The following is a 14,993-nucleotide window of genomic DNA, read 5'->3' as shown; positions in this document are numbered from 1 at the left end:
CTCCTCGCCCGCCGCGGCCGGACGAGCCGCGTGGCCATCGATACACGCGCGTTCAGCGAAGCTCGGCTAGGTTGAGCGCGGTGGATCCGACAGACGCCGCTCCCCTGGAGCCGAGCGCGAACGAGCGCGCCTCCGCGCCGGAGGAGGTGCGCCCCGGGCAGCTCAACCCCCGCAAGGAAAGCGCGCCTGCGCCCGGGCCAGCCCCGTCGGTGCGCCCGACCTCGAACCGGCCCAGCCGGCTGCCGCCGAGCGTCGCCGCGCCCAGCACGGACACCGTCGTCCTCGGCGTCGCCCTCACCCGCGTCGAGCTGCACCGGACCGCGCTGCTCTTCTGCCTGCTCTTCCTCGCCGCCCTCATCTTCGTCGTCGGCCGCTCGGCGCGCGACGCGCTCTTCCTCACCAGGTTCCCCGTCACCTGGATCGCGCCGATGTGGCTCGTGTACGGCGCCGCCTCCGCGGTCGCCGCGCTCGCCTACGGCCGCATCGCCCGCCGCCTGCCGCGCGCCCGCCTGTGCGTCGCCTTCGCCCTCTTCGGCGCGGTGACCTTCGCGGTGCTGCGCGTCCTCATCGGCCAGGAGCTGCGCGCCGCTTACCTCGTCTTCTACATCTGGTCCGAGATCATCGCGAACTTCACCGGCGTCCTCGTCTGGGCCGTCGCCCAGGACCTGCACGACCCCCGCAGCGCCAAGCGCCTCTTCGGCCTGATCGGCAGCGGGCGCGTCGTCGGCACGGTCGCCTGCGGCTTCGCGACCGGCGGCGCGGTCACCTGGATCGGCACCGAGAACCTGCTGTTCGTGCTCATCGCGGCGCTCCTCGCCATGGCCGCGCTCACGATGGTGCTCGAGCGGCGACACCCGCTGGAGCGGCCCCCCTCCGGCGCCGAAGCGCTCCTCCAGGCCCGCCTCCCGCGCATGGAGCTGTGGCGATCGCGCTACGCGCTGGCGATCGCGCTCCTGACCCTCGTCCTCTTCGCCGTCCTCACGGTCGGCGACTACCAGTTCAAGGCGATCGCCCTCACCGCCTACCCCGACCGCGACGATCTCGCCCGGTTCATGGCGTTCCTCTACGGCGCCGTCGGCGTGCTCGGCCTCGTCGTGCAGCTCGGCGTCACGCCCTGGGTCCTCCGGCGCCACGGCGTGCTCGGCGGGCTGCTCGCGATGCCGGCCGCGTTCACCGCGAGCACCGTCGCGCTGATCGCGAGCCCCTCGCTCGCCTTCGCCGCCATCCTCAAGCTGAGCGACAACGCGCTCCAGTTCACGATCTACGACGCGACGACGCAGCTGCTCTTCTTCCCGTTCCCGCCGGCGCTCCGGGAGCGCGTGCGGACGCTCGTCTCCGCCATCGCCAAGCCCCTCGGCTACGGCCTCGGCGCGCTGGTCCTGCTCGCCCTCGCGCCCGCCGCCGCGAAGGGCCCCGCGCTCGTCGACGACGCCGCGCTGATCGGCCTGTACTCCCTCCCGATCTGCGCCGCCACCATCGCCCTCATCCCGATCGTGCGGCGCGGCTACTTCGACGCGATGCGCCTGACCCTGATGCGCCGCCAGATCGACACCGACGGCGTCGCCTACGGCCCCCAGACGCGCGCGATCCTCACGGAGGCGCTCTACAGCCGCGCCATGACGCAGGTGCTCTTCGCGGTCGACCAGCTCCGGCAGCTCGACCCCGACCTGGTGCGCGAGGCCGTCCCCACGCTCGCGCGCCACGGATCGGCCAGGGTGCGCGCGCTCGCGGTGCGCCTCGCGGCCGAGCTCGGGCACGAGGCGGGCCCCGACCTCGCGCGCGCGGCGATCCACGACCGCAACACCGCCGTGCGCGTCGCCGCCGTCGACGCCCTCGCGGCGCAGCTGCGGGAGGACGCCCACGACGAGCTGCTCGCGCTGGCCGGCGAGAGCCCCGCGCGCGGGGTGGCAGCGCCCGCCTCCGCCGAGGCGCCCGGCGACGAGGAGCTCCGGATCGCCGCGATCGCCGCGCTCCTGCGCTACTGCGGCCTCGACGGCATGCTCGAGGGCGCGCCGCGGCTGCGCGCGCTCCTCGAGAGCCCGTCCCCCCGCGAGCGCGTCGCCGCTGCCCGCGTCCTCGGCCTCGCCGGCCGCGCGTCGCTCCAGCGCGCGCTCGCGCGCCTCCTCGGCGATCCCGACCCCGCGGTGCGCCGCGCGGCCGTGCGCGCCTCGTCGAGCGTCGCCGATCCGCGCCTGCTCCCCCTGCTCGCGGACGCGCTCGCCGAGCACGCCCTCGCGTCGGCCGCCGCCCGGGCCATCGAGGCGCTCGGCGACGCGGCGATCCCCGAGCTGGCGGCGCGCCTCGACGACGACAGCACGCCGCGCGCCGCGCGGCTCGCGATCCCGCGGGTGCTCGCGCGGCTCTGCAGCCAGGGCGCGCTCGACGCGCTGCTCGCCCACATCGACCACCAGGACGAGGCCCTCCGCCAGAAGGTGCTCGCGTCCGCCTCGCGCCTGCGCCTCTCGCTGCGCGCGCCGCCGGCCCCCCTGCGGGTCATCCGGGCCTGCATCGACGACGAGACGGTCGAGCACGTCCGCACGCGCGAGGCGTACATCGCGGTGCGCCCCCGCGTCGCCTCCCCGCTGCTCGATCAGCACCTGCTCCGTCGGCTGCGGAAGGGGCTCATCCGCGTGCTCCGGCTGTGCGAGCTCGCCTACCCGCGCGAGGTCGTCGCCCTCGTGCGCACGCACGTCTTCGGCCCCGACCCGGCGCTGCGGGCCAACGCGTTCGAGGTGCTGGAGTCGCTGCTCGATCGCCCGCTGCGCGAGCGCCTCGTCTCCCTCGTCGACCGCCTGCTCGAGCTCTCCGTCGCCTTCCCCTCACGGCCCATGCCGCCGGAGGCCGGCGTCGTCTCCTGGGTCCGCCGCGAGCTCGCCCGCGGCGAGCCCTACAGCGCCGCGCTGGCGCTCAACGCGGTCGCGCAGCACGCGATCTCCGGCGCCGCCGCGGACGCGCTCGCCGCCACGCACGATCCCGACCCGCTCGTCCGCGAGGCGGCCGCCATCGCGATCGCCGTGACGTACCCGCCGGGCGCACGCGAGCGCCTGAACGCCTTGCGGGCCGACGTCGATCCCGCGGTGGCGCGTTACGCGCGATACTGGGCGGTCACCGGCGGCACCGGCATCGACCCCGAGGACGAGATGTACACAACGATCGAGAAGATCCTGTTCCTCCAGCGTGTCCCGCTTTTCTCGCGCGTGGCCGGCGACGATCTCGTGGCGCTGGCGCGCGGCTCGCTCGTCGTCTCGCTGCTCCAGGGCGACGTCATCTTCCGCCAGGGGGAGCCTGGCGGCGCGCTCTACTCGATCATCTCGGGCGAGGTGCGCCTCACCCTCGACGGCCGCGAGATCGCCCGCCTCGGCGCGCACGACGTCTTCGGCGAGATGTCGCTGTTCGACAACGAGCCGCGTGGCTCGACCGCGGTGGTCACCGAGGACACCGAGCTGCTCCGGGTGTCCGCCGAGGATTTCCACGAGGCGGTGCGGGAGACGGCCGAGATCGCCGACGCGGTGATCCGGGTGCTGAACCGGCGCCTGCGCGAGGCGGATCGCAAGCTGGCCGACGCGCACGCGCGGCTGTCGCTCCTGCCGAAGCCGCCGCCGACGCTGAAGCCGCCGCCCGCGGTGCTCGCGAGGGAGCCGTCCGCCGGCGGCAAGGAGACGCCGGCGCTCGACGACAGCGACCTCGATTGAGCGCCGGCGCCGCGCCGCGTAGCACGCCGCGGCGGCGCGCAGGAACATGGCTTGCATTCGGACGTGGGTGACGTGGGTGACGTGGGTGACGTGGGTGACGTCGGTGACGCCGATCGCGTCGATGGACCTCGATGGCCATCAATGCGCGGCCGCGGGGGCACGTCTGAAGGACGAGCGAGAGACGTCCTCGGGCGCCCGAAGCTGCCCCGACCTCTCTCTGGCATCCCCCTCGAGAAGGACCCATCATGCTCCCGATGCCTCTTCCGCCGTCCTCTTCCCGCTTGCTCCCTGCGCCTGCGGCGGTGCCGGCCTCTGCCGGGGCCATGCTCCGCCGCCTCGGAGGCGCGCTGCCGCTGCTTGCCGCGCTGATCGCCGCGCCGTCGAGCGCCGCGGCGCAGGGGCTGCCGCAGGATTACCCCGGCACCGCCGGTGAGACCGCTCCTTCACAGGCGCCCGAGACCCAGCCGGTCCAGGTGCAGGTCGGCGTGAGCGCCGAGGTCGCGCTGGACGAGTACGAGGACACCGACCCGAGCGCCCTGGTCGAGTTCCACGAGCCGCTCGCCCCGTACGGCGCGTGGGTGGACGACTCGAGCTACGGCCGGGTCTGGGTGCCTTCCGCGGTCGTGGTCGGCCCTGATTTCGCGCCGTACCAGACCGCGGGTCACTGGTCGCTGACCGACGACGGCGAGTGGATGTGGGTCAGCGACTACGAGTGGGGCCACATTCCCTTTCACTATGGCCGCTGGGTCTGGATCTCCGCCCACGGCTGGGCCTGGATCCCAGGGCGCGTTTACGCCCCCGCGTGGGTCGCCTGGCGCGTCGGCGACTACGGCTATGTCGGCTGGGCCCCGATGCCGCCCACCTATTACTGGAGCGGCGGCGTCGCGGTCTCGCTGTGGACCGTTCCCCCGGCGGCGTACGTCTTCTGCCCGACGACGCACGTGTTTCACCGCCACGTTCACACGCACGTCGTGCGCGATCGCGAGGTCGTCCGGCGCATCGCCGCGCACTCGCACCCGTACAGGCCGGCGCGGCCGACCGTGGGCAGCCCGGGGCGCAGCGACGCCCGCTCGGGCGGCGCGGGTCGCCCGAGCTCGCCGCACGGGATCCGCCCGGGAAGCTACCGCCCCGCGTCGCCCTCGCTCGCCGAGGCTGGCGTCCCCTCCAGGGCCGCGCCGAAGCTCCGCAGCAGGCCGGATCCGCGCGCCCTCGCCTACGCGCGCAAGAGCACGTCGCCGGGCGCGCGCCTCGCGCCTCAGTCGTCGCGGCGTCTGGCGGCGCCCCCGGCCCCCGCGGTCGGCGACCGGCGCGCGGCGCCCTCGCTGCGCACCCCGAGGTCGGTCGACGGCGATGCTCCGGCCCCGGTCGCCAGGCCTGCCATTCCGTCGCGGGGCCCGTCCGGCGCCCTGCCCCGCGCCGGCGCCAGCGAGCCGCACCGCTCCTCGAGGGCGATCGCCGCGCCCCCTTCGCCTGCCCCGCAGCCGCGGATGGCCCCGGAGCCGCGCGTCGTCGGCACGCCGCACGTCGCGCCCGCGCCCCGCGTCGTCGGCACGCCGCACGTCGCGCCCGCGCCCCGCGCCGCCCCGCGCCGGTCGACGTCGGACGCGACGCCGGCGCCCAGGTCGTTGCCGCCGGCCGCGCCGGCGCCGCAGATCATCGCGCCAGCCGCGAGGCCGCGGGCGCTCCCGAGCGCGCCGTCTGCCCCCTCACGCCCCAGGATGCACATCCCCTCGGGCCCGACCCCGGGGAGGGCGGCGCCGGGGCCGGGTCGCCCGCGATCGAGGTAGCGCTTGGCCCGCGTCTTGCGAGATCCACGAGCAGGAGCAGATCCGATGACGTTCTCCGCTGACTTTGTGAAGCATCGTTCACTCGGGCTGTGGTCGTTCCTCCTCGTCGCCGCGCCCCTCGCCCTGGGCGGCTGCATCATCGTCGACGAGGACGGCCGCGATCACGGCCACCACCACGACGACTGGGACGATGGGGACGACGTGGACAACGAGAGCCCGCCGCCTCCCACGAACGACCCGATGCTCGTCTCCATCGACACGGACGCTGTCCTGAACAGCGAGCCGGGCGAAGGTGTCGGCATCTTCGTCGAGTACACGGCCGGCGGGACGTGGAAGCTCTGGACGACCTGCGACACCAACCAGTCCAAGGTCGTCTGCAGCTTCGACCTCTACGCGTCCGTGGACACGTCGTCCGAGCTGTTCGACATCGTGGGGAGCGACCTCGAAAAGACGGACGCGACGCGCCTCGTCGACGAGGGCATCGCGTACTTCCACGCCGAGACCGGCGCGGACATCGACGCGATGACGTTCACCACGACGAAGGGCGCCGTCGTCCGGCTGGAGGCCTACCTCGACGGCGCCCAGGAGCCTCGCTTCGTCTACTGGTTCGGCGACGGCGTCCTGCACGAGGGCGCGCCCAGCAACCCGCTCGACTTCGAGCCGACCGAGCCCTGACGGCGCGACGGCGGCCGCTCCTCCCGCTGCCCGCGCGGCAGGAGGAGCGCCCGGCGCGGGCGAGCGCCGCTCAGGGGGCCTTGCTCGGCTGGACCGGCTGCCCCTCGACGTCCCACGCCTCCGGCTCGCCGAGGCCGATCGCCTGGAGCTGCGGCAAGATCTCCTGCCGCGGCCCGACGACGACGATGGTCGCCCCCTTCGGGTCGACCGCCCTCGCGAGCTCCGCGAGGCCTGCGAGCGTCGCCTTCTGTCGCGCCTGGCTCGCCGTGGCGTCGAACGTCTCCGGCAGCGCGAGCCGCGCCAGCGTCCCGTAGCGGAGGGCGGTGCGGTTCACCGTCTCGTAGGCCGAGACGAGGTCCGCCCGGTCCTGCGCCTGCACCTTTGCCAGCTCGTCGCGGGTCAGGCCGGAGTCTGCCATCCTGGCGAGCTCGCCCAGCATCTCCTTCAGGGCGGGTCCGGTCGCCTCGGTGACCACGGACGCCCGCGCCACGAACCCGCCTGGCTGCCGCGTTTCGCTGAACGACGACGCGGCGCCGTAGGACCACCCGTGGTCCTCGCGCAGGTTCTGGTTCAGGCGCGACGTGAACGAGCCGCCGAGCGCTGTGTTGATGAGCTGGAGCAGCGGCCGTCGCGGGTCGCTCGCGGCGACCCCCTGCCGCACGACCGCGATCACCGACTGCGGCGCGCCCGGGCGGTCGACGAGCACGAGCCGCGGCGGCTGCCAGGACGGCGTCGCGGCCGCCGCGGGCGCGGCCGCCGTGGACCCCTTCCCAGGCTGCGCACCGGGCGATGCGCTCGCCGCCGCGCCCCTCGCGGCCGGCGCGGCGGTCGCCGGCGCGCCCTTCGCCGACCATGCGCCGAGATCGCGCGAGACCGCCTGCATCACCTCGTCCCGGGTGATGTCGCCGACCACGGCGATCACCGCGCGGTCGGGGCGCCACGCCGACTTGTAGAACGCCTTCACGGCCGGCAGCCCGATCGACCTGGCATCCGCGAGCAGGCCCTCGACAGGGTGCCCGTACGGCGTCCCCGGCCCGAAGAGCGCCGACGACGAGACGAGCGACGAGACCCGCGTCGGATCGTCGCCGCGCTTCCTGAGATCGTTCTGCCAGAGCGCGCTGACGCGCTGCCACTCCCTGGCCTCGAGCCGCGGGCGCGCGACGACGTCGGCCAGGATGGAGAACGCCTTCGCGAAGTTCTTCTTCAGCACGGAGAGCGACGCGACGCTCCCGTCGGCGCGCGCCGCCACCGAGAGCGTCGCGCCGAGGTCGTTGATCGCGCTGGACAGCTCGACCGCGTTCCGCTGCCCCGCGCCCTCGTCGAGCATGTCCGCCGTGATGTGGGCGAGCCCCGCCGCGCCCCGCGGGTCGTCCGCGGATCCCGACGAGACGGCGACGGATACGGAAACGATCGGGAGCGTGTGGCGCTCGAGCAGCCACACCTTCGCGCCGTTCGGTCCGTCGAGCACCACCGGCGCCGGCGGCGTGAACGGCCGCGGCTCCGGCAGCTCCGGCTTGGGCCCGATCGGATCCGCCGGCTGCGCGGCGGCCGCCTGGGCCGCGGGGCGCGTCGCCTCGGCCCGCGCCGGCGGCTGCGCCGGCGCCTTCGGCCCGCAGCCGAGCGCGCTGGCGAGCAGCGCGATGATCGCACCTGCGTGCCTCGCTCTCATTTCGTCACCGCCTTCTTCGTCTCGTCCTTCTTCGTCTCGTCCTTCTTCGTCTCGCCGCTTCCCTTCGGCACGACGCGCAGGATCACCCGCGCGTCCGGATCCAGCGTGCTCTTCGCCTGGGCCTGCAGCGACTCCGCGGTCACGTCGCGGTAGCGCTTCAGATCCTGATCGACGAACCCGGGCTGGCCCGTCCACGTCTCGTACCGGTTGAGCGTCGAGGCCCGCCCGGCGACCGACTCGAGCGCGGTCACGAAGGCGGTCTCGTACTGGTTCTTGGCCCGGTCGAGCTCCTCGCGGCTCACCCTGGCGTCGCGCACCCTCGTGAGCTCGGCGTCGATGGCGGCCTCGAGCTTCTCGAGCGGCACGCCCGGCCGCGCGATCGCCTCGACCGTGAACGTCGAGCCGAGGTCGCTGGAGCCCTGCAGCGCGCTCACCTCCTGGGCGAGCGCCTTGTCGTAGACGAGCGCCTTGTAGAGGCGGCTGGCCTTGCCCTGCTCGAGCACCGTGGCGAGCAGGTCGAGCTCGGCGTCGCCGGGCGCGAAGCGCGCGGGGCTGTGCCAGGCCATCACCACCTTGGGGAGGTTCACGTTGTCCTCGATCGTCTCCCGCACGACGCCCTTGAGCTTCACCGGCGCCGGCGTCGTCGCCGCGGGGACCGGCTGCCCCGAGATACCGCCGAAGTACCGCTCGATGACGTCGCGCGCCCGCTGCGGATCGAAGTCGCCGGCGACGACGAGGGAGACGTTGTTCGGCACGTACCAGCGCCGGAAGAACGCCGTCACGTCGCCGACCGTCGCGGCCTGGAGGTCCTCGTGCGAGCCGATGACCGGGTGATGGTACGGGTGTCCCTTCGGGTACATCAGCGAGGGCAGGAGCAGCTCGACCTTGCCGTAGGGCTCGTTCTCGCTCGTCTGCCGCCGCTCGTTCCGCACCACGTCGCGCTGCGCGTTGAGCTTCGCGGCGTCCATGCTGTCCGCGAGCGACGCGAACCGATCGGCCTCGAGCCAGAGCAGGAGCGGCAGCGCGTGGGCCGGCGCCACCTCGTGGTACGCGGTCCGGTCCTCGCTCGTCCACGCGTTGTTCCAGCCGCCCTCGGCCTCCATCCACGCGTCGAACTGCTTCGTGGGGACGCGGCGCGTGCCCATGAACATGAGGTGCTCGAACAGGTGCGCGAAGCCGGTGCGCCCCGCCTCCTCGAACCGCGAGCCGACCTTGACCATGAGGTTCAGGGCGACGATCGGGAGGGCGTGGTCCTCGTGGAGGATCACGGTGAGGCCGTTCTTGAGGGCGTACTTGGTGAAGGGGACGTCGAGCTTCGGCGGGGGAGCGGCGGCGGGCGGCGCTTCCGGGGCGGCCTTCGGAGCCGCCGCCGGCGCGGCCGGCGCGGCCTTCGGGGCCGCGGCCGCGGGCGCCGCGGGCGCGGCCTTCGGAGCCGCAGCTGCGGGCGCCGCGGGCGCGGCCTTCGGAGCCGCGGCCGTGGGCGCGGACTTCGGCGGCGAGGGCGTCGCCTCAGGCGGCGCTGCCGGTGCGGTCCTCGGCCCGGAGAGGGAGATGGCCGCGGCCACGGCGGCCAGGATCGGCCCGGTGGAGCGCGGGAGCGGCGGGTGACGCGCGCGGGTCTGCATGCGCCGAGGGTTGCGCCGGTCGCGGGCGGGACGCAAGCGGGCTCGACCGGAGCTCGACCCGAGGAGGATCGCTAGTCCCGCGGCACCCAGCGCGACAGGACGACGCCGGGGATCGACGCCGCGAAGGCGATCGCGAAGAACGCCGTGAACCCCACGCGGGCGGCCAGGTACCCGCTCACGCTACCCGCGAAGGTCGCGGAGACCGACATGAGCGCCGACCCGATCGCGAAATGCGACGACTTGTACCCGTCCACGCAGCGCCGCATCAGGAACACGACGAGCACCGCCGTGCCGACCCCGGCGACGAGCTGCTCGAGCGTGACGAGCGCCACGATCCACGGCAGCGCCGGCCGCGACCAAGCGAGCGCCACGTAGAGCAGGATCGCCAGGCTCTGCGCGAGCGCGATGGGGAAGATGGTCCGCGCCAGACCCCAGCGCTTGATGAGCACGCCGCCGAGCGTCGAGCCGGCGATCGACGCCACCGTCCCGATCCCGCCCACGTTGCCTCGCGCCGCCGTGTCCAGGCCGAGGCTCTTGAGCAGCGGCGACGACATCGCGAACATGAGCGCGTCGCCCGCCCGGTAGCAGAGGATGAACGCGAGGCTCGACGCGATCCCGGGCTGCCGGAGGAACGCACGGAACGGCTCGGCGTAGCGCCGCAGCCCGGCGGCGGCGCCGGGCGCGATGGCAGCCTCGGGCCTCGCGGCGGCGGCCGGGCGCGGCAGCCCCACGCCGTGCGCGCCCGCGAGCAGCGCGAGCCCGATCGCCGCGACGCCGAACGAAGCGCCGAAGGACGCCCACCCCGCGAACGCGACGAGCAGCGCGCCCGCGAGCAGCGCGAGCCGGTAGGCCCCGACCCGCAGCCCGGAGAAGGCCGCCTGCGCGTCCTTGTCGAGCGCCTGCAGATAGAACCCGTCGACCGCGATGTCATGCGTCGCCGCCGCGACGGCGACCAGCCCGAACAGCGCCGCGACGAGCCCGAGCGCGCCGCTGTCCGCCGCCGCGGCGAGCCCGAGGAGGATCACCGCGAGCGCGATCTCGGCCCCCACGAGCCAGCGCCGCGAGCTGCCGTGCAGGTCGACCAGCGGGCTCCAGAGGAACTTGAGGTTCCACGGGAGCCCGTAGAGCGACACGAGCCCGATGATCTCCAGGCTCGCCCCCGCCGCCGTGAAGAACTCCCCCGCCACCTTGTGCGCGATCGCGTAAGGCAGCCCCTCGGCGAAGTAGGTGGACGAGATCCACAGGCCCCGGCTCGCCCCGCGCGCGGCCGCGCCGGGCGCCCCCGCGGCGGCGCTGCGCCCCGCAGCCTCCGCCCGCTGCTCGGGCAGCGCAGCGCGCGCCGGGACCGCGGGTTCGACGGACTTGTGGGATGTGACGGCAGCCTCCACGCCTTCTCCGCGCCCTCTTCGCGCCTTCTTCGCGCCTTCTTCGCACCTTTACACGCAGCGCCCCGGGGCAGAGCAAGTTCCAGGGAGCTGGAAAGCGCGGACCGTGGCGCCCGACAGCGCGGACGTCGAGACGAGGGCGCTGTGGACCCCATCGCGAGCGACGCTGTGGTATCGGTCCGCCATCTGGTCTAACGGTGAACTGCATGCGACGGGCTCGCGCTCCTTCGGTGTCCCCCTGCCGTAACGGCCGCGACGCCGATCGCGGTGCCCCGTGGCGGCTCGGCCGTGCGGCCGCGCTCGCGCGCGCCGCCCTCGCGCCGATCCGGCAGCCGCCCTGCCCATCTCCGGTCTTTCCGAGGGAGCGAGCGTGAACGAGTACACCCGGCGCGAGGAGGTCCGCGCCACCTTCATCGCCTCGGCCATCCTCGTCCTGTGCATCGCCGCGGCGGTCCTCCGGCTCGTGACCGTGGAGGGCAGGCTCGTCCCGGACCCGGGCGCGCGGCGCCAGGCGGAGGACTCCGAGGCCCGCATCGCCCCCGCGCGCGCGTGCGCCCTCGCCGGCGAGAAGCTGATCTCCGAGATCGAGGTCTTCAAGAAGCTCGCGAAATCCGCGCGCATGCCCGACCCGGCCGAGAAGCCCGGAGCGATCAAGCAGCTCGACGCGGTGGACACGCGCGACACGCGCGGCACGCGCGGCCCGGGCGAGACGCCCGTCACGAGGACGCGCACGCTGCGGAACACGCTGCCGCCGCCGAAGCCCAAGGAGCCCGACAAGCAGCTCGCATGGGCCTCCGCCCAGCCGCTCTACAAGCAAGCCAAGGTCCTGGCGGGCTGCCGCGACGCGACGGACGCGATCCTGGGGGCGCGGGTGAGCGCGATCCCCGCCTGGGACGCCATCGCCAAGGCGGCCGCGATCGCGCCGCCAGGCGCCGCCGAGGGCGAGCAGTTCGAGGCGGCGAAGCAGCTGCTCTCGCTGCTCGCCGAGATCCCCGCCGACAAGGTCGCGCAGGCAACGAAGGACGCCGAGGCCGCGTTCAAGGCCACCGCCGAGCGCGACCGGGAGCGCGCCAACACCGCGATGGTCCGCGAGCCGCTGCCGCAGGGGGTCTTCTCGCGGCGCGTGGCCGTGAGCGTCGGCGTCGGGCTGACCGTCTGCGCCCTGCTGATCAGCTACCTCGGCGTGCGGGCCGCCTCGATGCGCCGCCTCGCCACCCTGCTGCCGCTGCGCGACGCGGTGCGCAGCGGGCGCCCGGGCATGCAGGCCGCGGAGATCCTGAAGACCGCGGCCGCGCACAACAGCGGCGAGCCCGGCATCGTGATCGGCGCGGCCATCGGCGGGCTCTCCGCCGCGCTCCTCGCCCCGAAGGACGCCGATCTCTTCGTCGCCGGCGTCATGGCCGGCCTCCTCATCGGCCTCGGCGCGCAGTGGGCCTTCCGGCTCGCCATCGGCGCGAGCCGCTGGCGCGCCCGCGCCACGGAGCTCGCCGAGGTCGAGAAGCCCGCCATCCCGATCGTGCTCGCCCTGAGCGGCGTGAAGCCCGGCCTCGAGCCGGAGTTCATCCAGTTCCTCCGCTCGCTGCCCCCCGCCGACGCCGCCGCGGCGGTCGAGAAGCTCGCCTCGCAAGCCGAGGAGCGCATCCTCGCCGCCGCCGACGCGGGCACCGCCCTCACCCCGGGCAGGCCGCCGCCCGGGTGACGCCCGCCGGCGCAGGGAGCCCCGCCGGCCCCCCGCGCCGTCGCCGAGCTCCCGCGCGGCGTCGCGGCGCCCCGCGCGGAGGCGACCCCTTGCACCCGGCGCTCGATCCGCACGCCGTTCCATGGAATGGAGGCCAACCCGACATGAGACATCCTCTGCAGGCCCGCCGGCCCTCCGGGCGCTGGGCGCTCCTCTCGTTGCTTGCCGCCACCTGGTGGCTCGCCGCGCCCCCTGCAGCGGCGCAGGACAGCACCGCCCCGCCGGCGCCTCCGCCCGCAGCGCCGGCCGTCCCCCCGGCCGGCGCGCCGCAGGCCGATAGTCCCGCGCAGGCCGAGGGCCCCCAGCAGGTCGCCGGCGCGCCGCAGCCGCCGGCGGAGGCCCCTCAGCAGGTCGCCGGCGCGCCGGCGACGGACGGCGCCGCCGGCGCAGGCGCGCCGGCGACCGGCGCGGGCGGCGCGGCCGCCGACACGGGCGATCGCGCCGAGCGCGGCCCGGCGCGGCGCGACAGGCCGGGGGCGACGAGCAGCCGCGCCACCCCGTCGAAGAAGCGCCGCGGCGACATCAACCCGTGCATGACGCCCGACCCGGGCTGGGGCGTCTACGACCCGTGGTCCCGCGCCCCGTCGATCGGGCAGATGATCATGCCCCACCGGGGCGGGGTCACGAAGCGCGGCGGCTTCGACGTCATCATCCATTTCCACGGCCACGAGGCGCTCCGGAAGGAGTTCGTGAAGACGGCCGAGGGCGCCGTCCTCGTCGGCATCGACCTCGGCATCGGCTCGGGCTCCTACTCCAGCGCGTTCTCGGCGCCGTACGTCTTCGAGAACCTGCTCGACAGCATCGAGCGCGCGGTGGCGAAGAAGACCGGCAAGAAGAAGGCCTACATCCGCAAGCTCGGCCTCTCTTCGTGGAGCGCGGGCTACGGCGCCATCGAGCAGATCCTGCGGCAGCCGGCCGGCAAGCGCGTCGACGCGCTGGTGCTGCTCGACTCGCTCCACGCGGGGTACGCCGACGAGCAGCAGCACAAGCTCAAGGTCGCGCAGCTCGAACCGTTCATCGCGTTCGCCCGGCGCGCCGCGGCGGGCGAGGCGTTCATGTTCATGAGCCACTCCTCCATCCTGCCGCCCGGCTACGCGTCGACCGCGGAGACGGCGAACTTCATCGTGCAGCAGCTGCGGGGCAAGCCGCGGGGCTCCTCGCGCCGCGACGTGCTCGGCCTCGACATGATCCAGCGCTACGACCGCAGCGGCTTCCACCTCCGCGGGTACACCGGCGACGACAAGCCCGACCACTGCGCCCACCTCGGCCTGATGGCGGACATCATGCGGGTCCACATCAACCCGCGGTGGAAGACGCCGAAAGGGCGGCGCTAGATGGGCGGCATCGGCGTCATCATCAACCCCCGCTCGCGCCAGAACCTGAGCGACCCCCGCGCCGCCGTCCGGCTCGCGCGCACCCTCGGCGACCACGGCGTCGTCCGCACCGCGCGCACCCGGGAGGACCTCGCCCGGATCGCGGAGGACTTCAGGAAGCTCGACATCGACGTGCTCGGCATCTCGGGCGGCGACGGCACGAACCACGTCACCATCACCGGCTTCCTCGACGTCTACGAGGACGAGCCGCTGCCGCCGATCGCGTTCCTGCGCGGCGGGACGATGAACACCGTGGCCAACGCCGTCGGCGTCCCGCGCGGGCGCCCCGACGGCCTGCTCGCCGGGCTCATCGCCCGCTACACCGATCGCGGCCGGCACCCGCTGCGCTGGATCGAGCGCCACGTGATGCAGATCGGCGCCCACTACGGCTTCATCTTCGGCACCGGCTGCGTCCACGGGTTCATCGCCGAGTACAACCGCAGCGAGGAACGGAGCGCGATCTGGGCCGCGAAGGTCCTCGCCCGCGCGAGCGCCGCCGTGCTCCTCAAGACCGACACCCAGGTCGCCGCGCGCTGGGAGGGCCGCGTCCACTTCGAGGACGGATCGTCGTTCCCGGACCGCGACTACCTCGCCGTCGCGGCCGGCACCGTGGACCAGATCGGCCTCGGGTTCCGTCCGTTCCACCGCTACGACGAGCGCCCGGAGAGCTTCCACATGCTGGGCATCCACACCACCGCGCTCGGCTTCGTCAGGAAGCTGCGCGACATCTGGCGAGCGCAGCCGATGGGCGAGGCGCACACGTTCGAGAAGATCGCGCGGCGCGCGGTGCTCGATGCCCGGTCAGGCGTGGTCCGCTACGTGTGCGACGGCGATGTCCATGAGCACGTGGGCCCCCTCACGGTGCGGATCGGTCCCCGCGTAAAGATCCTCGTGGAACACAAGTCCGGCCATCGTCCTGTCAGTGTTCGTCGCACGTCGCACGACGTGTGGGGTCCGCGCGAGAGCGCGCATGGTCGCGAATTCATGCGCGGACGAGCGCGCTGACGAGCACGCTGGCCACACGCTGACCGCGCGGCTCCGCCTCGCTC

General features: G+C 74.4%; 9 protein-coding genes. 6 read left to right on the top strand and 3 right to left on the bottom strand.

Annotated features, from left to right (window positions below):
* Positions 1–80 precede the first annotated feature (80 nt).
* The 3 genes from WME89_RS12820 to WME89_RS12810 all read left to right on the top strand — a co-directional run bounded on the left by WME89_RS12820 (position 81) and on the right by WME89_RS12810 (position 6,154).
* Entirely contained in the window at positions 81–3,692 is a 3,612-nt protein-coding gene (locus tag WME89_RS12820) for an MFS transporter (RefSeq protein ID WP_438009465.1), read from the top strand.
* 245 nt (positions 3,693–3,937) lie between these two features.
* Positions 3,938–5,479: a DUF6600 domain-containing protein gene (locus WME89_RS12815; protein ID WP_438009464.1), complete on the top strand. Its 1,542-nt coding sequence runs from the start codon at positions 3,938–3,940 to the stop codon at positions 5,477–5,479.
* Positions 5,480–5,524: 45 nt separating this feature from the next.
* Positions 5,525–6,154 carry a hypothetical protein gene (locus WME89_RS12810; protein ID WP_438009463.1) on the top strand — a complete coding sequence of 210 codons (630 nt, stop codon included), beginning with the start codon at positions 5,525–5,527 and terminating at the stop codon, positions 6,152–6,154.
* A 70-nt stretch (positions 6,155–6,224) separates the two neighbouring features.
* On the opposite strand, the gene WME89_RS12805 is transcribed toward WME89_RS12810, so the two are convergent.
* The 3 genes from WME89_RS12805 to WME89_RS12795 all read right to left on the bottom strand — a co-directional run bounded on the left by WME89_RS12805 (position 6,225) and on the right by WME89_RS12795 (position 10,836).
* Positions 6,225–7,823, bottom strand: a complete 1,599-nt coding sequence (locus tag WME89_RS12805; protein WP_438009462.1) for a M16 family metallopeptidase — start codon at positions 7,821–7,823, stop codon at positions 6,225–6,227.
* Positions 7,820–9,448, bottom strand: a complete 1,629-nt coding sequence (locus WME89_RS12800; protein WP_438009461.1) for a M16 family metallopeptidase — start codon at positions 9,446–9,448, stop codon at positions 7,820–7,822. The genes WME89_RS12805 and WME89_RS12800 overlap by 4 nt, the downstream gene beginning before the upstream one ends.
* 71 nt (positions 9,449–9,519) lie before the next feature.
* Positions 9,520–10,836, bottom strand: coding sequence for an MFS transporter (locus tag WME89_RS12795; protein WP_438009460.1), 1,317 nt, complete (start codon positions 10,834–10,836; stop codon positions 9,520–9,522).
* Between the two features lie 367 nt (positions 10,837–11,203).
* On the opposite strand from WME89_RS12795, the gene WME89_RS12790 reads away from it, so the two are divergent.
* The 3 genes from WME89_RS12790 to WME89_RS12780 all read left to right on the top strand — a co-directional run bounded on the left by WME89_RS12790 (position 11,204) and on the right by WME89_RS12780 (position 14,949).
* Entirely contained in the window at positions 11,204–12,532 is a 1,329-nt protein-coding gene (locus WME89_RS12790; RefSeq protein WP_438009459.1) for a hypothetical protein, read from the top strand.
* Between the two features lie 143 nt (positions 12,533–12,675).
* Positions 12,676–13,905, top strand: a complete 1,230-nt coding sequence (locus WME89_RS12785; RefSeq protein ID WP_438009458.1) for a hypothetical protein — start codon at positions 12,676–12,678, stop codon at positions 13,903–13,905.
* The gene (locus WME89_RS12780; protein WP_438009457.1) at positions 13,906–14,949 is read left to right on the top strand and encodes a diacylglycerol/lipid kinase family protein; all 1,044 of its coding nucleotides are present in this window, start codon (positions 13,906–13,908) and stop codon (positions 14,947–14,949) included.
* The last annotated feature ends 44 nt before the right edge of the window (positions 14,950–14,993 follow it).

The organism is Sorangium sp. So ce321 (genome assembly GCF_051530195.1).
GTDB lineage: Bacteria > Myxococcota_A > Polyangia > Polyangiales > Polyangiaceae > Sorangium.
The sequence above is the reverse complement of the archived record's forward strand: the minus strand, read 5'-3'. Positions and strand labels throughout refer to the sequence as shown.